This window comes from Sphingomonas canadensis (assembly GCF_026013525.1).
GTDB classification, from domain to species: domain Bacteria; phylum Pseudomonadota; class Alphaproteobacteria; order Sphingomonadales; family Sphingomonadaceae; genus Sphingomonas; species Sphingomonas canadensis.
The window spans coordinates 175,498-200,893 of sequence record NZ_JAPDRA010000004.1; the positions used below are offsets into that span (position 1 = coordinate 175,498).

Annotated in this window: 24 protein-coding genes and 1 tRNA gene; 10 read left to right on the plus strand and 15 right to left on the minus strand. The window is 67.3% G+C overall.

Features of this window, described 5'->3' with window-relative positions:
* Window positions 1-10: 10 nt before the first annotated feature.
* Genes OM513_RS10500 through OM513_RS10515 form a run of 4 tightly spaced genes read right to left on the minus strand, consistent with a single transcriptional unit; the run spans window position 11 to window position 7,229 of the window.
* Window positions 11-1,087 (minus strand): LacI family DNA-binding transcriptional regulator, encoded by a 1,077-nt coding sequence (locus OM513_RS10500; RefSeq protein ID WP_264944164.1) that lies wholly within the window; start codon window positions 1,085-1,087, stop codon window positions 11-13.
* A complete protein-coding gene (locus tag OM513_RS10505) occupies window positions 1,084-2,625 on the minus strand; it encodes a tryptophan halogenase family protein (protein ID WP_264944165.1) in 1,542 nt (513 codons plus the stop codon). The genes OM513_RS10500 and OM513_RS10505 overlap by 4 nt, the downstream gene beginning before the upstream one ends.
* On the minus strand, window positions 2,622-4,172 hold the full coding sequence (locus OM513_RS10510) for a tryptophan halogenase family protein (protein WP_264944166.1): 1,551 nt from the start codon (window positions 4,170-4,172) through the stop codon (window positions 2,622-2,624). Before OM513_RS10510 ends, OM513_RS10505 begins: the two co-directional genes overlap by 4 nt.
* 57 nt (window positions 4,173-4,229) lie before the next feature.
* Window positions 4,230-7,229, minus strand: a complete 3,000-nt coding sequence (locus OM513_RS10515) for a TonB-dependent receptor (RefSeq protein ID WP_264944167.1) — start codon at window positions 7,227-7,229, stop codon at window positions 4,230-4,232.
* Between the two features lie 372 nt (window positions 7,230-7,601).
* Here OM513_RS10515 and OM513_RS10520 point away from each other — a divergent pair, with 372 nt between their 5' ends.
* From OM513_RS10520 to OM513_RS10530, 3 genes are read left to right on the plus strand one after another with little or no spacing between them, the layout of a single operon-like run.
* Window positions 7,602-8,771 (plus strand): sensor histidine kinase, encoded by a 1,170-nt coding sequence (locus tag OM513_RS10520; protein ID WP_264944168.1) that lies wholly within the window; start codon window positions 7,602-7,604, stop codon window positions 8,769-8,771.
* Window positions 8,755-9,552 carry a LytR/AlgR family response regulator transcription factor gene (locus OM513_RS10525; protein WP_264944169.1) on the plus strand — a complete coding sequence of 266 codons (798 nt, stop codon included), beginning with the start codon at window positions 8,755-8,757 and terminating at the stop codon, window positions 9,550-9,552. The genes OM513_RS10520 and OM513_RS10525 overlap by 17 nt, the downstream gene beginning before the upstream one ends.
* 48 nt (window positions 9,553-9,600) lie before the next feature.
* Window positions 9,601-11,148, plus strand: coding sequence for an alpha-L-fucosidase (locus tag OM513_RS10530; protein WP_264944170.1), 1,548 nt, complete (start codon window positions 9,601-9,603; stop codon window positions 11,146-11,148).
* A 109-nt stretch (window positions 11,149-11,257) separates the two neighbouring features.
* Here OM513_RS10530 and OM513_RS10535 read toward each other — a convergent pair.
* The 4 genes from OM513_RS10535 to OM513_RS10550 all read right to left on the minus strand — a co-directional run bounded on the left by OM513_RS10535 (window position 11,258) and on the right by OM513_RS10550 (window position 12,308).
* Window positions 11,258-11,333, minus strand: a tRNA-Ala gene (locus OM513_RS10535).
* 155 nt (window positions 11,334-11,488) lie between these two features.
* Window positions 11,489-11,683: a hypothetical protein gene (locus OM513_RS10540; RefSeq protein ID WP_264944172.1), complete on the minus strand. Its 195-nt coding sequence runs from the start codon at window positions 11,681-11,683 to the stop codon at window positions 11,489-11,491.
* Window positions 11,680-11,889, minus strand: a complete 210-nt coding sequence (locus OM513_RS10545) for a helix-turn-helix transcriptional regulator (protein ID WP_264944173.1) — start codon at window positions 11,887-11,889, stop codon at window positions 11,680-11,682. Before OM513_RS10545 ends, OM513_RS10540 begins: the two co-directional genes overlap by 4 nt.
* Complete coding sequence (locus OM513_RS10550) at window positions 11,886-12,308, minus strand: hypothetical protein (RefSeq protein ID WP_264944175.1); 423 nt, start codon at window positions 12,306-12,308, stop codon at window positions 11,886-11,888. The genes OM513_RS10545 and OM513_RS10550 overlap by 4 nt, the downstream gene beginning before the upstream one ends.
* A gap of 294 nt (window positions 12,309-12,602) precedes the next feature.
* Here OM513_RS10550 and OM513_RS10555 point away from each other — a divergent pair, with 294 nt between their 5' ends.
* Window positions 12,603-12,773: a hypothetical protein gene (locus tag OM513_RS10555; protein WP_264944176.1), complete on the plus strand. Its 171-nt coding sequence runs from the start codon at window positions 12,603-12,605 to the stop codon at window positions 12,771-12,773.
* Window positions 12,774-12,811: 38 nt separating this feature from the next.
* On the opposite strand, the gene OM513_RS10560 is transcribed toward OM513_RS10555, so the two are convergent.
* The gene (locus tag OM513_RS10560; protein WP_264944177.1) at window positions 12,812-14,200 is read right to left on the minus strand and encodes a glutamate ligase domain-containing protein; all 1,389 of its coding nucleotides are present in this window, start codon (window positions 14,198-14,200) and stop codon (window positions 12,812-12,814) included.
* A 74-nt stretch (window positions 14,201-14,274) separates the two neighbouring features.
* On the opposite strand from OM513_RS10560, the gene OM513_RS10565 reads away from it, so the two are divergent.
* Genes OM513_RS10565 through OM513_RS10575 form a run of 3 tightly spaced genes read left to right on the plus strand, consistent with a single transcriptional unit; the run spans window position 14,275 to window position 16,379 of the window.
* Window positions 14,275-15,090 carry an LD-carboxypeptidase gene (locus tag OM513_RS10565; protein ID WP_264944179.1) on the plus strand — a complete coding sequence of 272 codons (816 nt, stop codon included), beginning with the start codon at window positions 14,275-14,277 and terminating at the stop codon, window positions 15,088-15,090.
* 22 nt (window positions 15,091-15,112) lie between these two features.
* Window positions 15,113-15,676, plus strand: a complete 564-nt coding sequence (locus tag OM513_RS10570; RefSeq protein ID WP_264944181.1) for a hypothetical protein — start codon at window positions 15,113-15,115, stop codon at window positions 15,674-15,676.
* Window positions 15,677-15,680: 4 nt separating this feature from the next.
* Window positions 15,681-16,379 carry a prolyl hydroxylase family protein gene (locus OM513_RS10575; RefSeq protein ID WP_264944182.1) on the plus strand — a complete coding sequence of 233 codons (699 nt, stop codon included), beginning with the start codon at window positions 15,681-15,683 and terminating at the stop codon, window positions 16,377-16,379.
* Between the two features lie 16 nt (window positions 16,380-16,395).
* On the opposite strand, the gene OM513_RS10580 is transcribed toward OM513_RS10575, so the two are convergent.
* Window positions 16,396-16,749, minus strand: coding sequence for a lysozyme inhibitor LprI family protein (locus OM513_RS10580; protein WP_264944184.1), 354 nt, complete (start codon window positions 16,747-16,749; stop codon window positions 16,396-16,398).
* Between the two features lie 184 nt (window positions 16,750-16,933).
* Between OM513_RS10580 and thrS the strand changes: the two genes are divergently transcribed.
* From thrS to infC, 3 genes are all read left to right on the plus strand, one after another.
* Window positions 16,934-18,925 (plus strand): threonine--tRNA ligase, encoded by a 1,992-nt coding sequence (gene thrS / locus OM513_RS10585; RefSeq protein WP_264944389.1) that lies wholly within the window; start codon window positions 16,934-16,936, stop codon window positions 18,923-18,925.
* Between the two features lie 200 nt (window positions 18,926-19,125).
* On the plus strand, window positions 19,126-19,314 hold the full coding sequence (locus OM513_RS10590) for a TM2 domain-containing protein (protein ID WP_264944185.1): 189 nt from the start codon (window positions 19,126-19,128) through the stop codon (window positions 19,312-19,314).
* A gap of 208 nt (window positions 19,315-19,522) precedes the next feature.
* Window positions 19,523-20,059, plus strand: coding sequence for a translation initiation factor IF-3 (gene infC, locus OM513_RS10595; RefSeq protein ID WP_264944186.1), 537 nt, complete (start codon window positions 19,523-19,525; stop codon window positions 20,057-20,059).
* 71 nt (window positions 20,060-20,130) lie between these two features.
* Here the strand turns inward: infC and OM513_RS10600 are convergent, their stop codons facing one another.
* The 5 genes from OM513_RS10600 to hrcA form a co-directional block, all read right to left on the minus strand.
* Window positions 20,131-20,322, minus strand: coding sequence for a hypothetical protein (locus OM513_RS10600; RefSeq protein ID WP_264944187.1), 192 nt, complete (start codon window positions 20,320-20,322; stop codon window positions 20,131-20,133).
* Entirely contained in the window at window positions 20,319-20,702 is a 384-nt protein-coding gene (locus OM513_RS10605; protein ID WP_264944188.1) for a VOC family protein, read from the minus strand. The genes OM513_RS10600 and OM513_RS10605 overlap by 4 nt, the downstream gene beginning before the upstream one ends.
* A 73-nt stretch (window positions 20,703-20,775) precedes the next feature.
* Window positions 20,776-23,526, minus strand: coding sequence for a [protein-PII] uridylyltransferase (locus OM513_RS10610; protein WP_264944189.1), 2,751 nt, complete (start codon window positions 23,524-23,526; stop codon window positions 20,776-20,778).
* Between the two features lie 142 nt (window positions 23,527-23,668).
* Window positions 23,669-24,247, minus strand: a complete 579-nt coding sequence (gene grpE, locus OM513_RS10615; protein ID WP_264944391.1) for a nucleotide exchange factor GrpE — start codon at window positions 24,245-24,247, stop codon at window positions 23,669-23,671.
* 14 nt (window positions 24,248-24,261) lie between these two features.
* On the minus strand, window positions 24,262-25,305 hold the full coding sequence (gene hrcA, locus OM513_RS10620) for a heat-inducible transcriptional repressor HrcA (protein WP_264944190.1): 1,044 nt from the start codon (window positions 25,303-25,305) through the stop codon (window positions 24,262-24,264).
* Window positions 25,306-25,396: the final 91 nt, after the last annotated feature.

The following is a 25,396-nucleotide window of genomic DNA, read 5'->3' on the forward strand; positions in this document are numbered from 1 at the left end:
TCACCCCTTGTCATGAAACCATCCGGAACGGCTGGCCCGCGGAAACCGGCGGGGCATCGGTGCCGCCGAAGAGAATGCGGTAATCGAGCGTCGCGCGGCGCACCGCCGGAACCTCGCCCCGTGCGACGGCCGCCAGTTCCCCGGCAAGCTGGCGAAGGCCCCATCCGGCCATTTCGCCCATCCATTGGTCGATCCGGGTCAGCTCGGGGAACAGCGTCCGGGCCACCTCGCCGTCATCGAAGCCGCAGACCGACAGCGAGCGGGGAACCGCGATCCCCCGCTCGCGCGCAGACTGGAGCGCCGCCGCGGCAAGATCGTCGTCCGACGCCAGGATCGCCGTAGGCGGCGGATCGGCGGACAGCGCCTGTCCGGCGATCCGCATCGCGGTCGCGAAGCTGCCGTCGCCTTCCCATTGCAGCGCGGGATCGGGCTGGATGCCGAAGCCGTTGAGCGCGCTTTCGAAGCCGAAGCGCCGCCGCGCCGCCGAACGATGGCGCGCGTGGCCGGACAGGAAGCCGATACGGCGATGCCCGAGCCGCAGCAGATAGCTGGTCAGCTCAAAAGCGGCGCGCGTATCGTCGATACCGATGCTGGAGAAGCCGGTGTCGCCGTCACCGCAGCCGATGCCGGCAATGCGGATACCGCCATCGCCCAGCACGATCCGGAGGCGCGCATCCTCGCACAGCGGCGGCGGCAGGATCACGCCGTCCACATGCCGCCTTCTCAGCATGCGCAAGGCCGCCCGCGGATCATCATCGCGGCAGATGCGCATTGCGATCAGCCTGACGTCCGGCGGCCCGGCTTCGGCATATATCGCCGCCATGATCTCGCCCATCGCCGCCGCGTTGGGCCTGTCGAACAGAAGGGCGATCCGGTGGATCTTCTGCGTCAGCACCAGCGCCTTCGCCGCGATATTGGGATGGTAATCGAGTTCGCGCGCGGCGCGTTCCACCGCGGCCCGGGTTTCGGGGCGGCCCTGGGATGTGCCGTTGAGAATCCGGGAGACCGTCATCATCGAGACGCCGGCGCGTTCGGCGACATCCTTCAGCGTCGCGCGCCGGCTGCCGGGCGCCGGCTCCTTCTTCATTGGAACACGGCCGGTGCGGCGGGGCAATGCTGCGCGATATAGTCCTCGTGCCTGGGCATCGCCTCCGCAGTTCGCGCCACCATGTCGCGCATGTGCGCCAGGAAGCGCGCCGTCTCGTCCACCGGCAGCATGGCCGCCAGCGGATCGGATGCGGCCGGCACGATATTCTGCCCGAGCAGCACCGCCAGCCAGCTCTCTTCCTTGAACAGCAGGTTGTGCCTGGGGAGGAGGCGCCCCTTGCCGCGCCACAGCTCCAGCCGCGCGGCCAGGCTGTCCGGAAGCTTCATGCTGCGGCAGTGGTTCCAGAAATCGGAATCGTCGCGCGTGGTGGCATGATAGTGCAGGATGATGAAATCGCGGATGTGCTCATATTCCTCGATCAGCCAATCATTATATTCGCCGGTCTCGGCCGGGCTGAAGCCCCGGTCGGGGAACAGGCCCAGCAGCCGGAAGATGCCCGACTGGATCAGGTGGATGCTGGTCGATTCCAGCGGTTCGATGAAGCCGCCGGCAAGGCCGATCGCGACGCAGTTCTTTTCCCACAGCTTCTCCCGCCGCCCGGCGGTGAAGCGCAGCACGCGGGGATCGGCGATGGGCCGCGCATCGAGCCCTTCGATCAGCGCCTGCTGCGCCGCCGCGTCGCTGATGTGATCGCTCGAATAGACATGGCCGTTGCCCACGCGATGCTGCAGCGGGATGCGCCAGCGCCACCCGGCGGCTCCGGCCGTCGATCGGGTGTAGGGCAGCGGCGGCCCCGCGCCCTCCGTCGGCACCGCGACGGCGCTGTCGCACGGCAGCCAATGTTTCCAGCTTCGATAAGGGACGCCCAGCGCCTCGCCCAGCAGGACCGCGCGAAACCCGCTGCAATCGACGAAGAAATCCCCCTCGACGCGGCGCCCGTCCTCAAGCACCAGGGCGGTGAGAAAGCCATCTTCGGGCGCCTGCTCGACCCGGCCGACCTTGCCCTCGATCCGCACGACGCCGTGTCTTTCGGCATAGCCGCGCAGGAAACGGGCATAGAGCCCCGCATCGAAATGATAGGCATAACCCAGGCTCGACAGAACCGCCTTCGGATTGCCGGAGGGCCTGGAAAACCGCCCCCGCACCGCCGCGGCGATCGCGATGGCATAGTCGTCGATCCGGCCCGGATCGGTTTCGGCGGTCCCCAGCAGGTGCTGGCGCAGCCAGAGCTGGTGGAAGTTGATGCCGTGGGTCGATGGCCCGTATTTGCCGAACGGGTGGATGTAGCGATCGCCCAGCCTGCCCCAGTCTACGAACTCGATCCCCAGCTTGAAGCTGCCCTGGGTCGCGGCGACGAATTCATGCTCGTCGATGCCGAGCGCGGCGTTGAAATCCAGGAGCGGCGGTATCGTCGCCTCGCCCACGCCGACGGTGCCGATCGCGTCAGATTCGACCAGCGTAACGCTGGCCCCCGCGCTCACGAGGCGGGATAGCGCCGCCGCTGCCATCCAGCCGGCGGAGCCGCCGCCCAGGATCACGATACGGGATACGGGCTCGCCGGGCGCACGCGCGATCATGCCGCGTTGGCTCCCATGCCGAACCGGGCGCGCTGGGCGAAGCGGACGAGTTCGCGGTTGGACGGCAGGTTGCTTTCCGCATGGGCCGCCTGCGCCCGCACCCGGGCGAAAGCCTGCCGCGCCTCGTCCTGATAGCGGAACACCGCCCGCTTGGCCGAAAGATCGGTGTGCCAGCCCATGCCGTAGAGCACATATTGCCAGCTCGCCTCGGGAAAGATGTCGACATTGGCATCGACGTCCAGCTCGTTGGGCGGGCGGAAGCGCCAGCGGTCGAGCAGTTCCTTAAGGCTGTCCGGCACCGAAGCGGGCGCGACATTGTCCCTCCAGAAGGCGCTGTCGGTGCGGCTGGTGAGGCAATAGTGCATCTTCAGGAAATCCAGCGTCCGCTCGTAGCGGCGGCGCATATTGCGGTTGAACTGCCGTGCGGAGGTCTCGAAATCGCCCGCCCAGGGGAACAGGTTGGCGATCAGCCCCGCCGCCACCTCCGAAAAGACGATCCCGGTCGCCTCCAGCGGTTCGAAGAAGCCGCTCGAAAGCCCCACGGCGACGCAGTTCTTGTGCCAGCTCACCTCGCGATAGCCGGCGGTGAACCGGAAGCGCCGCGCCTCCGCCCCGGCCGCGCCCGGACCGGCGTAGGCACGCAGCGCACGCTCGGCCTCCTCAGCGCCGATATGGCCGGACGAATAGACATAGCCCGTGCCCCGGCGCGCATCGAGGCCGATGTCCCAGATCCATCCGGCGCTCTGGGCGGTGGAAATGGTGCATGATGCGATCGGATCGTCCGGGCGGGGATAGGACACCGGGATCGCGATTGCGGAATCGCAGAACAGCGTATCGCCGACCGGCTTCCAGGGCCGCCCCAGCGCCCGGCCGATAAGCTCGGCGCGAAAACCGGTGCAGTCGATATACAGGTCGGCGTCGATCGCGCCGCCCCCGGCCAGCACCACCGCCGAAATCGCGCCATCCTCGCCCAGCCGCACCTCGCGCACGGTATCGACGATATGGGTGACGCCGTTCGCGATGCCCTGATCGCGCAACAGATCCGCGAGCGCCGCCGCATCGAAGTGAAAGGCATAGTTGAGCGGGCCGACATAATCGGGATGCGAGGGCAGCTTTGGCGCGCGATGCGTGTCCACGGCGCGCTTCTGGGGCGTGCTTGCCTCGTCCCAGGGCATGTCGCCCGCCATGCCCATCAGCCAATAGGGCAGCAGTTCCGGCCCGTTCGTCTCCGCCTGCTGGAAGGCATGGAGATAATGGTCGCGCGCGCCCTGTCCGGGAGCGTGGCGCCAGTGGACGAACCTGGCACCCTGCTTGAACGTCGCGCCGCAACGCCGGACCAGATCGGCCTCGCCGATCCCGATCCGCGCCAGCGTCCGGCGGATCGTGGGGAAGGTGCCCTCTCCCACGCCCAGAATGCCGATGTCGCGCGATTCGACCAGGGTAATCGCCGCCCCGCCCGGCCGGTCCGCGCCGAGCATGCGGGCCAGATATCCGGCCGTCAGCCAGCCCGCGGTACCCCCTCCAACGATCAGAACACGCTTCGGCATCTCGTCTCCACGAAGCCGGGCGGCGCGGGAAAATGCCCGCGGCCGCCCGGTCCCGCATCAAAAGGCCAGGTTCGCCCCGAAGCTTACCCGCCTGTCGCTCTGGAACCAGCTTCGGGTGTAGATGGCGCCATTCTTGTATCCGCCCATCAGCGTGCGCTGGGTGGCGTTGAGCAGGTTGGTGCCCTGAAGCGAGAACGACAGGAAGTCGGTCGCCTTGAAGGTCACGCCCGCATCCACCTGGCCATAGGCATCGCCATAGACCGGCAACGCGATCTGGATGCTTTGCCCGGCCGCGCCCGGCGCCGACACATAGGTGTAGGTCGGCGTCGTCCCGTTCGAGTTGGTCGACTGGAGATATTTCGACCGCCAAGAATAGGCCACGCGCGCCGAGAGCTTGCCACGCTCATAAAGCAGCGCGACGTTGTAGTTGTTGGTGGAAAGGCCCTGGAGCGGGGCATCGTTGCGGATCGTGCCGAAGATGTCGCGATAGAGGTCCCCGGGGTTCTTGCTGTCGATATAGGTGTAGTTGGCCTCCACGCCGAAACCGCCAAGCACGCCGGGCAGCATGTCGAGGAACGCGCGCCCGCCGATCTCGATGCCCTTGACCTTGGCCGGCGACGTCGCGGACGCGACGTCCGAGGCCGAGGCGCTGGCCGTCTCGGTCGTGCCGTTGGAATAATAGACGGTGATATCGCGCTGGGTCAGCGCATAGATCGGCAAGTCCTTGATGTGCTTGTAGAAGGCATTGAGGTGGAACAGCGTGCCCGGCTTGGCATACCATTCCAGCGAAAGATCCAGGTTGGTGGACATCGCCGGCTTCAGGAACGGATTGCCGGTGGTGGCCGTGAAGTTGGTGAAGATGCCCGGCTGACCCGCGACGGGGTTGGCCGTGGTGGCCACGCCGGTCGATCCGCCGCCCCGCGTCGCGTTGAAGGTCGGCAGGTCCATCGTGACGTTGTAGGCAAAGCGCAGCTTCACGTCCTCCGCCGGCTGAAGCTGGAGATTGACCGCAGGCAGGAAGCGCGTGAACGTCGCCGTGCCGCCGCGCGGATCAACCCGGCCCGCCAGATCCACCTGCGTACCGTTGCGGATATAGGTGAAGGCGTTCTGGACGATGAAGCCCTGCGATTCGTTCTTCACGCGCACCACGCGCGCGCCGACATTGCCGGAGAATCCCATCGCGCCCGGCTCATAATCGCGGCCGAAGCGAACCTGGGCATAGGCGGCCCAGGTCTGTGTCCGCCACGTGCCCAGATCCGCGTTGATGAACTCGTTCGTCCGCGACCGCGGGTTGCCATAGGTGCTGGACGGCAGGGCGCCCGCCGAGGAGCAGTTGAAATAGGTGGCGTTGCCCCAGTCCGCCGGCCCGCAGAAATTGGTGGGCGGCGCGCGGTGCAGATCATCGACGTCGACGTTGCGGACCAGATCGATCGTCGGCCACAGCATCTGCGCGGGAACGGCGATCTGGCCGTGGAAGAAATTGTCGAACGCATAGGCATCGACATCGCCTGCCGCCGCGTTGGCAAAGGTCAACTGCGGCGAATAAGGCGTCGGAACGCCGGTCCAGCCGCGGCCCAGCGCGGTCCAGGTATAGCCGTTGTTGTAGTCGCGTTCCTTGCGATCCGACCAGCGCCCGCCGATCTTGACCGATCGGAAGAAGCTGTCGTCGAACGTATATTCCGCGTCGAGATCCGCGGAATTCATCGTGCCGCGATTGTCTTCGTTGTGCGGCATGGCCGCCGCCCAGAAATAGTTCGCCGGATCGGTGAACTGGCCCGCGGCCCCCGGCGCTAGGCTGACCACCGGGAAATCACCCGACAGATCCAGCCCGAACGAGGAAGGATAGGCCACGTCGCGGAAGATCGCGAGGCGATCCAGCTTCGAGGTGGACAGCACATGCTGGTACGAGCCGGAGAGCCTGAACGGCCCCTGCCCCGGCTGCCAGGCGAATTCGCCCGAAAGATCGCGTGTCAGCGATTTGGATCGCGTCCCCTCGGTTCCGCCGCCGCTGCTGATGCCGCCGCCGGTAGCAACGAAGGTGTTCGGATCGCGCATGAACATCGCGCTGGTGGAGAGCAGGCCCCCGTTCGCGTCGAACTGGCTGCCCGCGCGCGAAACCGCCAGATCCTGCTGCGCCACCATCGAGAAATGCGACTGGTTGGTGTTCTTGTAGCGCGACTGGAAGAAGATGCCCGTCAGTTCCAGGTCCTGGCTCGGCGCCCATTGCAGCGCGGCATAAATGCCCGTGCGATCGCGCTTGAACTCCTCGTCACCGAAATCGAAGCCGCCCGGGATGAACACGTCCGATGTTTCGCCCGGCAGCCGCCTGGCAAAATAGGGCTCCGCCCGGAAGAAATTTGACAACGACGTCAATCGGCTATGCGCCAGGTCCACCAGCACGCCGATATCGCCGATACCGGTATCCCAGCGCCCGGCCACCAGCCCGGAGAAGGCATAGTCCTTGCCCTTGGCGAGGTCGCCGTAGCTCACTTCGCCGCTGGCGGCGAAATGCAGGCCCGACGAGAAATCGAACGGCAGCTTGGTGCGCAGGTCCACCTGCCCGCCGGTGCCGCCCTCGATCAGATCGGCCGTCGCCGACTTGTAGACGTCCACCGCCTGCATCAGTTCGGGCGTAACGTCGCCCCAGATCAGGCCCCGGCCGCCGTTGGCGCTGAAGATCTCGCGGCCGTTCAGGCGCGACGCGACCCCGCTCAGGCCGCGGACCTGGATGCCCGACCCCTCGACCGAATAATGGTCCGGATCGTTGAGCGCGGCGAAGCGCACGATGCTGACGCCCGAAACGCGCTGGAGCACCTCGGTGATGGAGTTGTCGGGGAGCTTGCCCGCCTCGTCCGCCACGACGGAGTTGATGATGCTCTCGCTCTTCTGCTTGCGCGCGTCGGCGGCCTCAAGCGCGGCACGGCGGCCGGTGACGACGATCGTTTCGCCCTCGCCGTCCGGCGCCGCCTCGACGCCCTGCTGCGGCGCGTCCTGCGCCCATGCCGCCGCGGACAGCCCCATCGCCGCGATTGCCAGGAACGATGCGCCCGCGCGCACGCCCCTTCGCCCGCCTTCACGCATAGCTCTGATTCGGATTCCCGCCATTTGGCTACCCCCTCCTGTATGTAGCCGCACGCCCGCGATTGCGTCGTGCGGCCGATAAATTTATGGCAACGTTGTCTGGCCTTGGAAGAGGCCACAAAGTTGTTGACGAGTCCACTAAATGCTGTCGGAGATGGGCGCTTAAGAGCTTGGTTTTACGGAGTATTGTTTCCGGCTACTACCGGTTCGGAACCTATAGTACCGTTCTGCAAACGCATGATCCGTTTCGTAACATTTCTCGAAATCGGAGGTCCGCCAATTGTCTGATTTTCACGCGAGAGACGGCGTTCGGAGCCGCTTTCCGGTCCCGGCCCGGACGCTGCGGCCATGAACAATTTCCCCGGCCCGGCGACACCGGTGTCAGCGGATTTGCGTGCGGCGGGGAGCGATTTCGGCGCCCGGCCGATGTCGTGGAGCGGCGGGCGCAGGCTGCGAGCCGCGCTGACGATCCTCGCGGCATGGACGGTCATCGGGCTGTTCCAAGCGGTGCCCGACATGGTGGACGGCATCCGCGGCAACGAGTTCCTGGCGAAGCTGGTCGAATCCTGGGCCTGGGCGCTGTTGACGCCGGCGATCCTGAAGATGGACCAGATCGTGACCGCGGCGGACCCCAGGATATCGCGGCTGGTGGCTTCGCACCTGCTGCTGAGCGTGCCGTTCAGCATCGCCCACACCTATCTTGCCGGGCTGATCCTGTACCCGATCCCGTACATCTGGTGGAATCCGCTGATCAACGTCGAGTTCGTCGTCTATTTCTACATCGGCGGATGGGTCACCTACTGCGGCATCATCGCCGTGCTCCAGGCGTTCAAGTTCCACCGCCGCTTCATCAACAGCCAGTTCGAGCTGGAACGCGCTGAAAAGCGCGTCGCCGAACTCCGCCTCAACGCCCTGCGGCTGCAGCTTGAGCCACATTTTTTGTTCAATACGCTCAACGCCATATCGTCCGAGCTGGCCGCGCATCCGGAACTCGCGCGCGAGATGATCGAGGACCTGGGGGCTTTGCTGCGCAGATCGCTCGATTGCCAGGACCACACAGAGATAACGCTGGCGCAGGAACTGGCCCTGCTGGACCATTATGTCGCGATCCAGAAGCTGCGGTTCGGAGAGCGCATCCGGATCGGCATAGAGGCAGATCCCGCCACCCATTCCGCGCTGGTGCCTTCGATGCTGCTGCAGCCGCTCGTCGAGAACGCCGTCCGGCATGGGCTGGAAAGGCGCATGTCCGGCGGCGCCGTGGCCGTGTGCGCACGGTTGGAGGAAGGCGCGTTGCGGATCACCATAGCGGACGACGGCGTCGGCCTGCCCCGGCGATGGCGGATGGAAACCTGCGCCGGGGTCGGCCTCCGCGTAACGCGCGAGCGGCTGAGCATGATGTATGGCATGGCGGGCGGGGATTTCTTCTCGATCGCCCGCCGGAAACGCGGCGGGACCGAGGTGACGATCCGGATCCCCCTGCACGAAAGGGAGGGAGGGGCAGATGGCAACGCGCACTGAACCGATCTGCGCGCTGGTGGCCGACGACGAGGCGCCCGCGCGCCGCCGGATCGCCGACCTGCTCGCCAGAGACCGGTCCATCGGCAAGGTGGTGCTCGCCGAAAACGGCGTGGACGCGCTCACGAAGATTCGCGAAGCCGCGCCGGACATCGTGTTCCTCGACGTGCAGATGCCGGGGCTCGACGGCCTGGGCGTGGCCGATGCGATGGGCGGCAAGATGCCGCTGACGGTGTTCGTCACCGCCTATGACCGGTTCGCGATCCATGCGTTCGAAAGGGACGCGGTGGATTATCTGCTGAAGCCGTTCAGCGATCGCCGATACGAACAGATGATGTGCCGGGTGAAGGAGCGGCTGGCGGACCTGCGCTCGCGCGGGGAGGAGGGCGGCAGCACGATCGGCCCCGAGCTGCTCAAGCTGATAGAGAAACGATCGACGCCGGGCGGGATCTGGGAATGGATCGCGATCAAGTCCCGCGACACGACCCGGCTGTTGATGACCGACGACATCGACTGGGTGGAGGCCGCCGGCGTATATGTCTCCATCCACGCCAAGGGCGAGGAATTCCTCTACCGGGCCGGCCTGACCGCGGTGGCGAGCAGGCTCGACCCGTTCCGCTTTGTCCGGATTCATCGCACGAGCATCGTGAACGTGAAGTCGATCGCGCTCCTGGAGCGCCGGTCGCATGGCGAGTTCGACGTCATACTCCACTGCGGCAAGCGGCTGCCGATGAGCCGGACGTACCGCGACACGGTGGAAGCTGTGCTGGGCCAGCCCCTGTGATCGCAGGGCGGCCGGGCGGCTGATAACAGATATTGGGGGAGTAAACGAATGCTGGACAGGCGTGACATGCTTCTGGGGCCGCTCGCCGCAGGCCTGGGAATTGCGGCGGCCCCGGCCAGCGCGCGAAAGCGGGACGATGCTTCGTTCCTGCAGGACCTGCCGATCGCGAAGGGGCCGTTCGATTCCTCGGTCGAATCGCTAAAATCCTATCGAACGCCCGAATGGTTCCGCGACGCGAAGCTGGGCATCTGGTCGCACTGGGGGCCGCAGGCGGTTCCGCGACAGGGCGATTGGTACGCCCGGTTCATGTATGTCCCCGGGCATCCGCACTATGATCACCATGTCCGTACCTACGGCCACCCTTCCGAGTTCGGCTACAAGGACATCATCCCGCTGTGGAAGGCCGAGAAGTTCGACCCCGAGGCGCTGATGGACAGCTTTGCCCGGGCCGGGGCGAAGTATTTCGTCTCAATGGGTGTCCACCACGACAATTTCGACCTGTGGGATTCGAAGCATCATCGCTGGAACGCGGCGAAGATGGGGCCTAGACGCGACATCGTCGGGCTGTGGAAGGCGGCGGCGAAGCGGCGCGGCCTGCGCTTCGGCGTGTCGGAGCATCTGGGGGCCAGCTACACCTGGTGGCATCCGAGCCATCTCTACGACCAGTTCTGGCCGAAGCTGGGCCTTCGCTACGACGGCGCGGACCCGAAGTTCCATGACCTGTACCACGGCAATTTCGATGAGCCCTACGTCAACACGCCGGCAAGCTGGTATTCCACCAACCCCGCGTTCCACGCGCGGTGGCATGCCCGCATCCGCGATCTGGTCGATTCCTACCAGCCCGACCTGCTCTATTCGGACGGGGGGCTCCCGTTCGGGCAGGTAGGCCGCGCGCTGGTGGCGCATCTGTACAACGCCAGCATGCGCGACGGCGCCGTCGATGCGGTGTTCACCAACAAGGATTGGGGCGCTGGTGAATTCCACCGCGAATGGGCGGTGCAGGATGTCGAGCGGGGCGTGCTCAAGGGCATCAACCCGCTTCCCTGGCAGACCTGCACATCCAACGCGGACTGGTTCTACAACGACAACTACGGGTACAAGACGGCCGATCAGGTGGTCACCATGCTTGCCGACATCGTCAGCAAGAACGGCAACATGCTGCTCAACATCGTCCAATATCCCGAGGGAGACCTGCCCCCGCAATCGCAGTTGCTGCTGAGCGAGCTGGCCGCCTGGATGAAGATCAACGGCGAGGCGATCCACGGCACCCGACCGTGGAAGATCTTCGGCGAGGGGCCGACCGAGGCGGCGGCGGGAATGTTCCAGGAGAAGGCGGAATATACCGCCCGCGACATCCGCTTCACGACTAGGGGGGACACGCTCTATGCCCTGACGCTGGGCGTACCCGAAGGAAAGGTCGCGATCGGCGCGCTGGCGCTGGGCAATCCGCACGAGAAGCGCAGGGTGCGCCGCGTGCGCCTGCTGGGCAGCCGCGCCGGGCTGGCGTTTCGCCACACCGGACAGGCGCTGGTGATAGACCTGCCCCCGGCCACCCCGGCGCGCCACGCCAGCGCATTCCGGATCGACTTCGCCTGAGCAGCAAATTCCAGCGCAATGAACCCGCCAAAGCCGGGGCGCCGATGAACCATGCGGGATGGATTCGGAGCCCCCCAAGGGGGTGATATTCAACGCTTTTTCGGGTGACTGGTGGAGCCGAGGGGAATCGAACCCCTGACCTCTGCAGTGCGATTGCAGCGCTCTCCCATCTGAGCTACGGCCCCGCCACCATTCCCGGGCTGGCCCGGAAGGCGCTCCCCTTAGCGGGACATATCCGCCGATGCAACCTGCTTGCGCAGGGGAATGCCATTCCTTCTCGGCCCGCCGGGAACGGCCTGAATTCGCGGGTGATTTCGACGGTCTTCCGCCGCGCCGGCGGTCACCGGTCGAACAGCCGGGCGGCGGGCTGAGACCGCACCGGCACCGGCACCGGCACCAGCACCACCGGCGCGCCGCGGGCCAGCGCCTGGGCGGCTGCGGCATCGATGCGCACGGTCGTCCCGCCGCCGGTGACGCCGCCGAGCTGGCCCGCAACCGCCGCGAAGGCGAGCGCGACGAGCAGGATGCGGATCATTGTGCGTCCTCCCTGGAAGGGTTGGCGAAGACATCCTCGATCTTCAGCCCGAAAACGTCGGCGATCCTGAATGCCAGCGGCAGCGACGGATCATAGCGGCCGGTCTCGATGGCGTTGACGCTCTGGCGGGATACGCCCAGCCGTTCGGCCAGGTCCTGCTGGCTCCAGGCGCGCTCGGCGCGCAGCACGCGCAGCCGGTTCTTCACCGCCCGCCCCCGGCCAGCTCGCGCCGGTCGCGCAGCGATTGCGCGATCTCCGCCACGCCCCAGCCGACGCACCAGACCACGAAGGTCCAATAGGCCGGGATATGCCCGACCACGCCGGCATCCTCCAGGAAACCCCAGACGGTGAAGAAGGACAGCATCGTCCCCAGCCCCACCATCATGCCCGATACGGCGCGCCGGCGCAGATACTCGTCGGCCTCCTCATGGATATAGAGGCCGATCACCAGCAGCACCCCCAGGATCGGCAGCGCGGGCAGGACGGCGAGCGCCACCAGCGTCGCGCCCTGCGGCTCCCATGCCCGGATCGCCCAGGTGGAGAAGAACAGCGCGCCGCAATAGGCGAGCATCACGGGAAAGAAGCGGCGCAGGTAACGCCGCGCGGCGGGAGTGGCAGACCTCATATCAAGCTCCTTTGCTATTCAGTAAAGTGAGCTTTACGTATTCGGGCGCGCGATGTCAAGCGTGCGTTACATTTCGTCGCGTTACCTTTTCATGCGCCGGCGGTCGGCGAACCGGGCTCGAGAACATGGCAGCGAATTCGCTTAGTTCATGTCGCACTGCAGCATAATTCTAAGGGACGTTGTCCGAACAGATCAGGTTTATCCCGGAATATTCTCCAGATTCTCTCGAATATTAGCAGCGTTGCCTTGCAAGATAATTTGTATAGATAGGGCAGGTCGTAAGGGAGAATCGGCATGAACCTCTTGTGGAGACTGGCCTGTCTTCTGGGATTCCATCGCCGTGATCGCAAGCGCCTGTGGCAGGTAGGCAGCCGTCATCATTCGGTCTGCGCGGGATGCGGCAAGCAGATGGTGCGCGGATTTTCCGAATGGCGGCTGGACGAGGACGCCGCGGGGCAGTCCTAGGCCGCTTCCCGGCGGCGCCGGTACAAGCCCCGGCCGCTTCAGCCCCTCAGCTTCGCCGCCATGTCCGCCGCCAGGTGGCTCAGCGTGTCGTCGCGCGCGCCCATCAGCACGATGCGGTCGCCCGGCCGCGCCACCGAAACCAGGTGCGCCGCCGCCTCCGCGCGATCGGCGATGTGGAGTGCATTGCCGCCCGCCGCGGCGATATCGGCGATGATGTCGGCGCTGCTCACCTCGCGGTTCACCGTCCCGCCGTGATAGACCGGATCGGGCATCACCAGCAGATCGCCGTCCGCCAGCCGCTGCACGAACATCGCCACCAGTTCGCGCCGCATCACCTTCAACGGGCCGAAGCCGTGCGGCTGGAACATCAGCAGCAGGCGGCCGGGGAATTCGTGCAGCGTATCCACCGTCGCGGCGATCTTCTCCGGATTGTGCCCGAAATCGTCGATCACCGCGACGCCGCCGCCCTCCCCCACCAGCTCGAACCGGCGCTTGAGGCCGGAGAAGCCCTGGATCGCGGCGATCACGGTGGCGCGCGGCACGCCCGCGGCGATGGCCGCCGCGATGGCGGCGAGCGCGTTGGCGACATTGTGCCGGCCGGGCACGGCCAGCCGGATGCGATCGCGCACGCCGGCATGAACCAGGTCGAACGCGATGGCGAAAGGCTCGGGCGCCAGGTTTTCGGCGACGAAATCGGCCGGCTGCTCCACCGCGAAAGTGATCGCCTCGCGCGCGCGCCCGATCAGCGCTGCCGCTTCGGCGTCGGCCGCGTTGATCACCGCGATCCGTGCCTTGGCGACGAAATCGCCGAACAGCACGCGCAGCTCCTCCATCGACTTATGGTCGAGGCTGACGTTGTTCAGCACTGCCACCGACGGCGAATAGAGTTCGATCGATCCGTCGCTCTCGTCCACCTCGCTGACGAAGGCGTGACCGCCGCCCACCAGCGCGCTGGCGAAGGGCGCATCGGGCGTGGCGAAATTCTTCATCACCGCGCCGTTCATCACCGTGGGGTCCATCCCGGCGGCGTGGAGAATCCAGCCGGTCATGCCGGTGACGGTGGACTTTCCGCTGGTGCCCGCGACGCCAACCGAGAGCGGCGCCGCGTTGAACAGCCCGGCGAGCAGCTCGGCACGGCTCATCCGCGGATTGCCCAGCTCGGCCGCGCGGACCATGTCGGGCACGCTCGCCTCCACCGCAGCCGAGGCGACGACGATCTGCTCCGGCGATGCCACGCCGCTGCCGTCCTGCGGGAACAACGCGATGCCGCGCCTGCGCAGCCAATCGAACTTGGCGGGCAGCGTGGCCTGGTCCAGGCTGCGGTCCGATCCCGCCACCACGGCGCCCTGCCCCGCCAGGATCATCGCCAGCGGCATCATTCCCGATCCGCCGATGCCGACGAAGAAGTAAGGTTTGCGGTGATCCATCGCGGCGCGCTATCGGCGGAATCGGCGGGTGGGGCAAGCGCCTCCTGATCCCCGCCTGGGACCGGGGAGACAGCATGCGCATCGGAGTGGTGGCACCTGCCAAGGCGATCAGCGAAACCGTGGCAGCGCGCGTTTCCGCCTATGTCGCGCTCTGGTATCCGGAGGTGGAGATCGTCTTCCACCCGCAATGCTACCTCACCTCGGGCCATTTCGCCGGCCCGGACGACGCGCGCGCCGCGGCCTTCCTGGAGGTGGCGAACGATCCCGCGATCGACGCGATCTGGTTCGCGCGCGGCGGATATGGATCGAACCGCATCCTGGCCAGCGCGATCCCGCGCCTCGGCCCGGCGGCGTCGCGCAAGACCTATATGGGCTTTTCCGACATGGGGTTCCTGCTCGGCGCGCTCTATGCCCGGCGGATCGGCCATCCGGTGCATGGATCGATGCCGGTCAACCTGGGCACCAACGATCCTGGGCCTGAGGTGGCGCGCGCGCTCAACTGGCTGGTCCGCAAGGATCGCAGCGCGCTGGAGCCCGGGCTGGACGGCCGCCCCGCAGCCGCGTTCAACCTGGCGATCCTCACCGCGCTGATCGGCACGCCCTGGCTGCCCGACCTGGCCGATCACGTGCTGATCATCGAGGAGGTGTCGGAACCGCTCTACCGGATCGACCGGATGATGTTCCAGCTCGCCCATGCCACCCAGTTGAAGGGCATCGCCGGCATCCGCCTGGGCCATGTCACCGATATCCAGCCCAACGAGCCGCCCTTCGCCGAAGAGCCGGAGGCGATCGTGTCGCGCTGGTGCCGCGAGATGGGCGTGCCCTATCTGGGCCGCGCCCAGGTGGGGCATGTGACGGAGAACATGGTGGTACCCTTCGGCGTCGCCTGAGGCGGAAGCGTATGAGGCCGGGATGAGCGCGTTCGAATTCGTCTTCACCCTGTTCGGGCTGCTGCTGGGCTTCAGCCTGGTCGAGGTGCTGGGCGGGCTGGCGCGGGTGGTGGAACGGCGCATCCGGCCGGGATCGGCGCTGCGCATCGGCTGGCTGACCCCGCTGCTGGGGCTGTTCGTGCTGCTGGACCTGATTTCCTTCTGGGGATCGGCCTGGGCCGCGCGCGAGGTGCTGACGGTCAGTTCGGCCACGCTGATCGGATCGCTGTTCTTCGCCGGCGCCTATTATCTGGCCGCACACCTCGTCTTCCCCGGCGACCTTGACGGGATCGACGATCTCGACGCGCATTTCGATCGCATCAAGCTGCCGGTGATGGTGCCGCTGTTCGTGCTGCTGCTGCTCCAGCTCGCCTATTGGGCGTGGGTGCCCCAGCTTGCGCGGCTTTATTCGGTTCCCGGCGTGGGGTGGCAGATCGGCTTCTTCGTCGCGCTGTTCGCGGCGGCGATCCTGGTGCGCGGGCGGCTGTGGAACGCGCTGCTGCTGGCGGCGCTCAGCCTGCGATACCTGATCGTGGCCTTCCTCTGATCCCATGCGGCTGCCGGACCTGCCGGGATCGGACCCCGCCGCGCTGGCCGCCACGGGCGCCCGCGTGCGCGCCCGGCTGGAGAGCGATTCGCGCGCGGCCCGGGTGCCCGCCGAGGGGTTCGACGTCTTCGCGATCCGCGATGTGCTGCCCCCGGAGGAGCGGGCCGCGCTGATCGCTCTGATCGACGCCGACGCGCGCCCATCCGGCGTGTTCCGCGCCGGCGGCGACGGCGGGATGCGCACCAGCCACACCTGCCGCCTGCCCGCGGCGCATCCGCTGGTGGCGGCGGTGGACGCGCGGCTGGCGGCGCTGCTCGGCCTCGATCCGGCGTGCAGCGAGACGGTGCAGGGCCAGCGCTATCACCCCGGCCAGCAGTTCCGCGAGCACAACGACTATTTCGCCGCCGGCCAGCCCTATTCGGAGGCGGTGGCGGCGGAGGGCGGCCAGCGGAGCTGGACCGCGATGCTGTTCCTCAACGAGCCGGAGGCCGGGGGCTTCACCCATTTCCCCGCGATACCGCTGGCGTTCCGGCCGCGCGCGGGGGTGCTGCTGGCCTGGGACAATCTGGATCGCGCGGGGCACCCCAACCCCCGTTCGCACCACGCCGGGCTGCCGGTGGAAGCCGGGGTGAAGTACGTCCTCACCAAATGGTTCCGCGAGCGGACCTGGACGCCCGGCGCGGCGCAGCACTACCGCAACTGACCGCCCCGGGGCGGGCTCAGAACGGCCCGTTGGAGATCACGCGCTCGTCGATCACCGACTGGAGATGGGCGATGCGCCGGTCATAGGCCTTGCCGATGCACGCCGCGTTGGCGCCGCATGCGCGGCGCTCCTTCAGCCAGGCCATCTGCATGTCCTGCTCCTCGCCGCGGCCGCCCATCGGCAGCACCGACTTCACCAGGCCGAACAGCACGGCCATCTTCACGTCCTTGTCGTTCAGCGACAGCGTCTTGCAGATCACCTTTTCGTCGGGTGCGCTGGCCTTGGCGCAATCGAAGCTGGCGGCGCTGGCGGGCAACGCGAAACATGCCGCGGCGGCAAGGGTCAGGCTGGTCAGGACGGTCCGCACCATGGTCTCTCTCCGCAGATCGGGGCGTTCTTGGCCCCATGGCGGCAGAGCTAACGCGCATCGGCCGCCGCGTCACCTGGACGGGTGTACAGCCCCCATGGCCCTCGGCGGCATTCTTGCCTATATCGCGCCCGCGACGGCATAAGCCGCGCTCCTTCCAGCAAAGAAAGATCCCCCCGTGTCCGAGATGTTCCGCATAACGCTGCCCGACGGTTCCGTCCGCGAGGTAGCTCCGGGGACTACCCCGGCGGACATCGCCGCGGCGATCGGCCCGGGGCTGGCGAAGGCCGCGCTGGCCGCGCGCGTCGATGGCGAGCTGCGCGACATCGCCCGCCCGTTCGACGGCGACGCCAGCCTGGCGCTGGTGACGGCGAAGGACGAGAAGGACGCGCTGGAGCTCGTCCGCCACGATTATGCGCACATCCTGGCCGAAGCTGTGCAGCGGCTGTTCCCGGGAACGCAGATCACCTTCGGCCCCGCGACCGACGACGGTTTCTACTACGACTTCGCGCCGCGGGACCGCCCCTTCACCGAAGAGGACCTGCCGGTGATCGAGGAGGAGATGCGCCGCATCATCCGCGCCGATCTGCCGCTGGTGCGCGAGGTGTGGAGCCGCGAGGACCTGATCGCGCGCTGGAACGCCCAGGGCGAGACCTTCAAGGCCGAATGGGCCGCCGAACTGCCCGGCGGCGAGGAACTGACCGTCTATCGCGCCGGCACCGGCGACGACGCCTGGCTCGATATGTGCCGCGGCCCCCACCTGGCCTCCACCGGCAAGGTGAGCCCGGATGCGTTCAAGCTCACGCGCGTCTCCGGCGCCTATTGGCGCGGCGACCAGAACAATCCGCAGCTCAGCCGCATCTACGGCACCGGCTGGCTCAACAAGAAGCAGCTCGACGAGCATCTGACGCGGCTGGAGGAAGCCGCCAAGCGCGATCACCGGCGGCTGGGCCAGGACATGGACCTGTTCCACCTGCAGGCGGAGGCGCACGGCAGCGTCTTCTGGCACCCCAAGGGCTATCTGATCTGGCGCGCGCTGGAGGCCTATATGCGCCGCGCGATCGACGACGCCGGCTATCGCGAGGTCAAGACGCCCCAGGTGATGGACGCCCGCCAGTGGGAGCAGAGCGGCCATTGGGGCAAGTATCGCGAGAACATGTTCGTCATCCCCGACGAGATCCCCAATACCGAGGATGAGGGACCGCTGGTTTCCGACAACGCCGAGTGGATGGCGCTGAAGCCGATGAACTGCCCGGCGCATGTGCTGATCTTCAAGCAGGGCATCAAGAGCTACCGCGATCTGCCGCTGCGCATCTACGAGAACGGCTGCTGCCACCGCAACGAGCCGCACGGCGCGCTCCACGGCCTGATGCGCGTGCGCCAGTTCACCCAGGACGACGCGCACATCTTCTGCCGCGAGGACCAGATCGTCGAAGAGGTGCAGGCCTTCTGCAAGCTGGCCGACCGCATCTACCGCGATTTCGGCTTCACCTATGCGATCAAGCTGGCGCTGCGCCCCGACAAGCGCTTCGGCAGCGACGATATGTGGGACAAGGCCGAGGCGGAGCTGCGCGACGCGGTGGCCGCCGCCGGGCTGAACACCCCCGAATATGGCTGGGAGGAGCTGCCGGGCGAAGGCGCCTTCTATGCGCCCAAGCTGGAATGGCACCTGACCGACGCGATCGGCCGCACCTGGCAGGTGGGCACGATCCAGTCGGACCGCGTGCTGCCCGAGCGGCTGGACGCCACCTATATCGGCGAGGACGGTGAGCGCCACCGCCCGGTGATGCTCCACCGCGCGATCTTCGGCAGCTACGAACGCTTCATCGGCATCCTGATCGAGCATTTCGCCGGCCGCCTGCCCGCGTGGCTGGCGCCCACCCAGGCGGTGGTGGCGACGATCGTGTCCGACGCGGACGGCTATGCCGGCGAGGTCGCCGCGAAGCTGAAGGCCGCGGGCATCCGCGCCGACACCGACCTGCGCAACGAGAAGATCAACTACAAGGTGCGCGAGCATTCGGTGGCGAAGGTCCCCAACCTGCTGGTGGTGGGCAAGCGCGAGGCGGAGGAAGGCACCGTCGCACTGCGGGTGCTGGGCAGCCAGGGGCAGGAGGTGCTGCCGCTGGACGAGGCCGTGACCCGCCTCTCGCGCGAGGCGCTGGCGCCGGATTTGACCTGACCGGCGGGCCGGGGCACGCTGCCCCGCACGTCGCGTATGGAGGCCGGGGATGAACCAGGGCAGCTTCGCCGGGGGACGGGGCTATGCGCCGCCCGGCAGCAAATATTGCGTAGGTTGCGCGGCGCAGCTCCACAGCTCGGCGCGGAGCTGCCCCCCGATGCGGCGCGCACCAGGCGGGCGCGGGCGGCGAGAAGAGCCGGGTGCTGGCGATCGTGCTCGCCCTGCTCGTCGGCGGGCTGGGCATCCACAAATTCTACCTCGGCCGGATCGGCTGGGGGATCGTCTATCTGTTGCTCTGCTGGACGTTCATCCCGGCATTCGTCGCATTCATCGAGGCGCTGACCTATGTGTTCATGAGCGACGAGGCGTTCCACGCCAAATATGGCTGAAGTGTTGCCGCGCACGGCCTCTCGCCGAAGATTCGCCGCGTCCTGCTTGCGCTGGGGACGATAAGGCCCGATATTCCGTTACGCCCGCGCCACACCGCGCGGGAATTTCGGCAGGAGGCGCGCCGCGGGCTACCGCAGCGCGCCGTCCTGCGTTATCTGTGCAGTCAGAACGTCCGCAACTACAGGAGCAGGTCTTATACGTCCTCCCATGTCCCGGCGCCCGATGGCGCCGCCCGTGCCGATGAATGGCCCGCGGTATAATGAGTTCATCCAGTCGCCCAAGGTTCGGGTGATCGACGAAAATGGCGAGAATCTCGGCGTGATGTACACGCGCGAGGCGATGGAGCAGGCCCAGGAGGCCGGGCTCGATCTGGTCGAGGTGTCCCCCAACGCGGACCCGCCCGTCGCCAAGTTCCTCGATGTCGGCAAGTTCAAGTACGAGGCCCAGAAAAAGGCCAACGCCGCGCGCAAGACGCAGAAGACGCAGGAGATCAAGGAGATCAAAATGCGTCCGAACATCGACGATCACGATTACGACGTGAAGATGAAGGCGATCCACAAGTTCATCGGCGAAGGCGACAAGGTGAAGGTCACCCTGCGCTTCCGCGGTCGCGAGCTGAGCCATGGCCAGCTCGGCATGAACCTGCTCCGCCGCGTGCAGGAGGATTGCGCCGAGGATGCGAAGGTCGAAAGCTACCCGCGCATGGAAGGCCGCCAGATGCTGATGGTGCTGGCGCCCAAATAAGGCGCCGCGGCCGGGCCGCGTGACCGCGATCCGGCCGGGAGCGTCAGTCCATTGCTGGCCCCAGGCCAGGGTCAGTCGCAGCCCGCGCCGCCGCCGTACCCGCCCCCAGCGTCGCACGAATCGGCGTTGCCGCTGTCGCCGGAATGGATTGCCCCGCCGCCGCCGCCCTTCGCGCCGTCCGCGCGCCGCTTCGCGTTTGCCGCGACGAACACCGGGATCAACGCCAGGAACACGGCGCCGATCGCGACCCATGCCGCCTTCATGATTCGGCGGGCTCCCACAATTCGATCGCGTTGCCTTCCGGATCGTGGATCCGCGCGAAGCGGCCGGTTTCGGGCGAATCCCATTCGTCCTTGGTGATCACCGCGATCCCCGCGGCGTTGAGCTGCTCCAGCAGGCTGTCCAGGTCGCGCACGCGCAGGTTGAGCATGAACTGCTTGTCCGCCGCGAAATAGTCGGTGGTTTCCTTGAACGGCTCGAACACGATCGGGCCGGGCTCCGGGTGCCAGAACCATTCGTTCGATTGCCCGCGCTCGTCGGTGCCGCAGCCCCCGCCGACGTTCAGATGCTCGCGATACCAGGCCTTCAGCCCCTCCGGATCCTTCGCGCGCCAGAAGAAGCCGCCCAATCCAAGCACCGGCATCCGATCCTCCCTCTCAAGCCGGGCGCGAAACTATCACAGCTTGCGTCCGCGTCTGCACGGAATCTGGCGCGGTTCAGGCCGCCTGCGCCAGCGAGGCATCGGCCTCCGCCGCTTCCAGCAGCCGCTTTTCGATCGCCTTCAGCCGCGCCTGCGACTCGATCTTGTCGCCGATCAGGTCGGTCAGGTAGAAGGTGTCGACCGCGCGCTCGCCATAGGTGGCGACATGCGCCGAATGAATCGTCACCTTCGACTGGAACAGCGCGTGCGCCAGGCCATAGAGCAACGCCGGCCGGTCGCGCGCGTTCACCTCCACCACGGTGAAGCGGTTCGACGCCCGGTTGTCGATCAGCACCACCGGCTCGATCGTGAAGGCGTCGGCGCGCGGGCGCGGCAGCGGCCGCGTCTTGAGCCGTTCGGACAGCTTGGCGCGGTTGGCCAGCGCGTCGGCGATGCCTTCCTTGATCCGCTTGAGCCGCATCTCGTCGTCGAAGGGGCGGCCCAGCGGGTCCTGGATCAGGAAATTGTCGAGCGCCATGCCGTCGCGCGTCGTGTGGATGCGCGCGTCGATGATGTTGCCGCCCGCGACATGGATCGCGCCCGCGATGCGATAGAACAGCCCCGGATGGTCCGAGGCATAGACGGTGACCAGCGTCGCGCCGCGATCGGGATAGACCTGCGCCTCGACCGACAGCTTGGCGTCGCCGGCCGCGGCCACCGTCCGCGCGTTGCGATCGAGCACGTCGTCGGGCTCGGCGATCCAATAGCTTTCGGGCAGGCGCTGGCGGAACGCATCGAAGCGCGCCGCATCCCAGCCCAGCCGCTGCCCCAGCGCCTCCTGCTTGGCGGCGATGCGTTCGCTGCGCCCCTTCTGCTTGTGGCCCAGCCGCAGCACCTCCTCGGCGCCTTCGAACAGGTTGGCGAGAAGCTGGCGCTTCCAGCTATTCCACACCCCCGGCCCCACCGCGCGGATATCGACGATCGTCAGCACCAGCAGCATGCGCAGCCGCTCCGGGCTCTGCACGGCCTCGGCGAAATCCAGGATCGTCTTGAAATCCGAAAGATCGCGCTTGAACGCCGTGGCCGACATCAGCAGATGCCAGCGCACCAGCCAGGCGACCTGCTCGGTCTCCGCCGCGCTCAGCCCCAGCCGCGGGCACAGCCGCTCGGCCACCTCCGCTCCCAGCACCGAATGATCGCCGCCCCGGCCCTTGGCGATATCGTGCAGCAGCACCGCGACATAAAGCGCGCGCCGGCTCACCACCTGCTGGCAGATCCCGGTGGCGAGCGGATGATCGTCCTTCAGCTCGCCCTTCTCGATCTGGCTCAGCAGGCCGATCGCGCGGATCGAATGCTCGTCCACCGTATAATGATGGTACATGTCGAACTGCATCTGCGCGACGACGCGGCCGAAATCGGGAACGAAGCGGCCGAACACCCCCGCCTCGTTCATCCAGCGCAACACCGTTTCCGGGTCGCGCGGGCTGGTCAGCACGTCCAGGAACAGCGCGTTTGCGCGCGGATCGTTGCGCACCTCGTCGGCCAGCTTGGCGTCGCGCGCGGCGGCGCGCATCGCGGTGGGGTGGATATCCAGCCCGTGCAGGTCCGATAGCTGGAACAGCTCGATCAGCCGCACCGGGTCCTCGCGGAAGAAATCGTCCGCGGGGATGGTGATGCGGCCGCGCTCCATCGTAAAGCCGTGCAGCTTGCGCGGGCGGCGGAAGAAGCCCGGCAGCCGCCCGAACCGGCTGCCCCGCGCGGCGAACTTCTCGTCCAGATGCGCCAGGAACACGCCGGTCAGGTCGCCAACGATCTTCGCCTGGAGGAAGTAGAAGTGCATGAAGCGCTCGACCTTCGACTTCCCCGGCCGGTCGGCGTAGCGCATGCGCTCCGCGATCTCGCGCTGGAAATCGAAGGTCAGCCGGTCCTCGGCGCGGCCCGCCAGCACATGGAGGTGGCATCGCACCGCCCACAGGAAATTCTCTGCGCGGTGGAACTGGCGATATTCCTCCGCCGTCAGCAGCCCCGCCTCCACCAGTTCCGCGGGCTCGCGGACGTTATAGGCGTATTTGCCGATCCAGAAGAGCGTGTGCAGATCGCGCAGCCCGCCCTTGCCCTCCTTGACGTTCGGCTCGACGACATAGCGGCTGTCGCCCATGCGCTTGTGGCGGCCGTCGCGCTCGGCGAGCTTTTCGGAGATGAAGGCGCGGGCGGTATCGGCCTGCACCTCGGCGGCGAAGCGGCGCGCGGCCTCGTCATAGAGCGCGGTATCGCCCCATACGTAGCGCGCCTCCAGCAGCGCGGTGCGCACCGTCACGTCCTTCTTCGCCTCGCGCACCATCTCGTCGAGCGATCGCGACGAATGGCCGACCTTCAGCCCCATGTCCCACAGCGAATAGAGGATCGTCTCGATCACCTGCTCGCACCAGCCGGTGACCTTCCACGGCGTCAGGAAGCCGATGTCGATGTCCGAATGCGCGGCCATCTCGCCGCGGCCGTATCCGCCCACCGCGATCAGCACCATCCGTTCGGCGGTGGAGGGATTGGAGTTGCGGTGCAGCCGGCTGACGGTGAAATCCCACAGCAGCCGCAGGAGCTGATCGGTAAGGAACGCGCCCGCCGCCGCCGTCTCCAACCCGCGCGCCGGAAAGGCGATCAGCCGTTCCCGGATCTCCGCGCGCCCGGCCTCCAGCGCCTCCTTGAGCAGCACCGTCGCCTGGCGGCGAAGCGCGATCGGATCGCCTTCCAGCTCCGCCAGCCGGTCCGCGATGGTCCGGCGGTCGATGATGGCACGGCGGTTCGGGAGCGTATCAAAGCGCGCGGGCATGTGGCGCAGATAGGGGAGCCGCCCCCAAGATGCCACCATTCTGTGGCCGCGCCCTGTTGCAGCGCCACGGGGACGATCCGGATTCGCGGCGATGCGCGCCGACCCTCTCCCGCGAAAGCGGGAAAGGGCCGGGCGAGCCGCCTCAATCCGGCTTCTTCGCCACCGCCACCAGCGCGGGGCGGAGCAGCCGGTCGCGGATCATATAGCCCGACTGGATTTCCTGGACGACCGTGCCCGGCTCGGCATCGGCGCTGGGAATTTCCAGCATCGCCTGGTGGCGGTTGGGGTCCAGCACCTCGCCGATCGCGCCGATCTTCGAGATGCCGTGGCGCGCGAACACGCTGTCCAGCTCGCGCACGGTCGCTTCGATGCCGGTCACCACGCCCTTCACCGCCTCATTCTCGCGCAGCTCCGCCGGGATCACCGCCAGCGCGCGACCCAGATTGTCGGCCACCGACAGGATGTCGCGGGCAAAGGCGGTCGCGGCATAGGTGCGCGCGTCAGCCATTTCCTTCTCGGCCCGGCGGCGCACGTTCTGGATCTCGGCCTGCGAATAGAGCAGCGCCGACTTAACCTCGGCCAGCTCTGTCTCCAGCGCGGCGGCGCGATCCTCGCCCGCGGGCTCCGGGGCGGTATCGGGGGCTCCGGCGGTTCCGTCCTGCACGGCGGCTTCCCCTTCCTTGACTTCTGCGGTGTCCATCTTCGCCTTATCTTTCGCCATGTCCGTTTTCATACTCATGCGAGCAGCCGCGCCAAGGTAGCGGCCGTGAAATCCACCATGGGAACTACGCGCGCATAGTTCAACCTCGTCGGGCCGATCACGCCCACCACGCCCACCACGCGCCCGTCCAGCGCGCGCACCGGCTTGGCGATCACCGAGGAACCGGAAAGCGCGAACAGCTTGTTCTCCGATCCGATGAAGATCCGCGTCGCCTCCCCCTCGCGCGCCGAATCGAGCAGGCGCGCGATCTCCTCCTTGCCCTCCAGCTCGTCCAGGAGCTGGCGGACGCGATCCAGGTCCTCCGTCGCGGCCGCGTCGATCAGCCGCGCCTGGCCGCGCACGATCAGCACCGGGCGATGGCCGGTATCCTGGCTCCACACCGCCAGTCCGCGCTCCACCAGCACGCGCGCCGCGGCGTCCAGCGCCTCGCGCTGGGCGGCAAGGTCACGCTCCACCCGCGCGCGCGCCTCGCTCAGCGTCAGCCCGCCCAGCGTGGCGCTGAGATAGTTGGCCGCGCGCTGCAACGCCCCCGGGTCCATCCCCGGGGGCAGCCCGACGACGCGGTTCTCCACCGATCCGTCCGCCCCCACCAGCACCGCCAGCGCGCGATCGGACGAAAGCGGGACGAAGCCGAACTGGCGCAGCACCGGCTCCTGCTTGGGCACCAGCACCAGGCCCGCGCAGGCGGACAGGCCGGACAGCGCGGCCGTGGTGGCGGCCAGCGCCTCCTCCACCGGCCCGTTCTCGCCCGCGCGCGCCTCGATCGCGGCGCGCTCCTCGGCGCTGGGCTGGCTGGCCTGCATCATCCCGTCGACGAACAGCCTGAGCCCGCTTTCGGTCGGCATCCGTCCGGCGCTGGTATGCGGCGCGGCGAGCAGGCCCAGCTCCTCCAGGTCCTGCATCACGTTGCGGATCGACGCGGGCGACAGGTTCAGCCCCGATATCTTCGAGATCGTGCGGGATCCCACCGGCACGCCGCTATCCAGATAGGATTCGACGACGATGCGGAACACATCGCGCGCGCGGTCTGTCAGCTCATGGATCGGCGGGGTCGTCACGATCCCCTATTTAGGCGATGTGCGCGCCGCCTCAACACCAACCATCGGGCGAAGAGGGCGGGGAGCGCAGTCTTCCGCGCGCTCCCCCAAC

What these genes read in the sequence shown, in the direction of transcription:
- OM513_RS10500 (WP_264944164.1), bottom strand. Translation starts at nt 1,087, where the DNA reads ATGAAGAAGGAGCCGGCGCCCGGCAGCCGGCGCGCGACGCTGAAGGAT.
- OM513_RS10505 (WP_264944165.1), bottom strand. Translation starts at nt 2,625, where the DNA reads ATGATCGCGCGTGCGCCCGGCGAGCCCGTATCCCGTATCGTGATCCTG.
- OM513_RS10510 (WP_264944166.1), bottom strand. Translation starts at nt 4,172, where the DNA reads ATGCCGAAGCGTGTTCTGATCGTTGGAGGGGGTACCGCGGGCTGGCTG.
- OM513_RS10520 (WP_264944168.1), top strand. Translation starts at nt 7,602, where the DNA reads ATGAACAATTTCCCCGGCCCGGCGACACCGGTGTCAGCGGATTTGCGT.
- OM513_RS10525 (WP_264944169.1), top strand. Translation starts at nt 8,755, where the DNA reads ATGGCAACGCGCACTGAACCGATCTGCGCGCTGGTGGCCGACGACGAG.
- OM513_RS10530 (WP_264944170.1), top strand. Translation starts at nt 9,601, where the DNA reads ATGCTGGACAGGCGTGACATGCTTCTGGGGCCGCTCGCCGCAGGCCTG.
- OM513_RS10540 (WP_264944172.1), bottom strand. Translation starts at nt 11,683, where the DNA reads ATGATCCGCATCCTGCTCGTCGCGCTCGCCTTCGCGGCGGTTGCGGGC.
- OM513_RS10550 (WP_264944175.1), bottom strand. Translation starts at nt 12,308, where the DNA reads ATGAGGTCTGCCACTCCCGCCGCGCGGCGTTACCTGCGCCGCTTCTTT.
- OM513_RS10555 (WP_264944176.1), top strand. Translation starts at nt 12,603, where the DNA reads ATGAACCTCTTGTGGAGACTGGCCTGTCTTCTGGGATTCCATCGCCGT.
- OM513_RS10560 (WP_264944177.1), bottom strand. Translation starts at nt 14,200, where the DNA reads ATGGATCACCGCAAACCTTACTTCTTCGTCGGCATCGGCGGATCGGGA.
- OM513_RS10565 (WP_264944179.1), top strand. Translation starts at nt 14,275, where the DNA reads ATGCGCATCGGAGTGGTGGCACCTGCCAAGGCGATCAGCGAAACCGTG.
- OM513_RS10570 (WP_264944181.1), top strand. Translation starts at nt 15,113, where the DNA reads ATGAGCGCGTTCGAATTCGTCTTCACCCTGTTCGGGCTGCTGCTGGGC.
- OM513_RS10575 (WP_264944182.1), top strand. Translation starts at nt 15,681, where the DNA reads ATGCGGCTGCCGGACCTGCCGGGATCGGACCCCGCCGCGCTGGCCGCC.
- OM513_RS10580 (WP_264944184.1), bottom strand. Translation starts at nt 16,749, where the DNA reads ATGGTGCGGACCGTCCTGACCAGCCTGACCCTTGCCGCCGCGGCATGT.
- thrS (WP_264944389.1), top strand. Translation starts at nt 16,934, where the DNA reads ATGTTCCGCATAACGCTGCCCGACGGTTCCGTCCGCGAGGTAGCTCCG.
- infC (WP_264944186.1), top strand. Translation starts at nt 19,523, where the DNA reads ATGTCCCGGCGCCCGATGGCGCCGCCCGTGCCGATGAATGGCCCGCGG.
- OM513_RS10600 (WP_264944187.1), bottom strand. Translation starts at nt 20,322, where the DNA reads ATGAAGGCGGCATGGGTCGCGATCGGCGCCGTGTTCCTGGCGTTGATC.
- OM513_RS10605 (WP_264944188.1), bottom strand. Translation starts at nt 20,702, where the DNA reads ATGCCGGTGCTTGGATTGGGCGGCTTCTTCTGGCGCGCGAAGGATCCG.
- OM513_RS10610 (WP_264944189.1), bottom strand. Translation starts at nt 23,526, where the DNA reads ATGCCCGCGCGCTTTGATACGCTCCCGAACCGCCGTGCCATCATCGAC.
- grpE (WP_264944391.1), bottom strand. Translation starts at nt 24,247, where the DNA reads ATGGCGAAAGATAAGGCGAAGATGGACACCGCAGAAGTCAAGGAAGGG.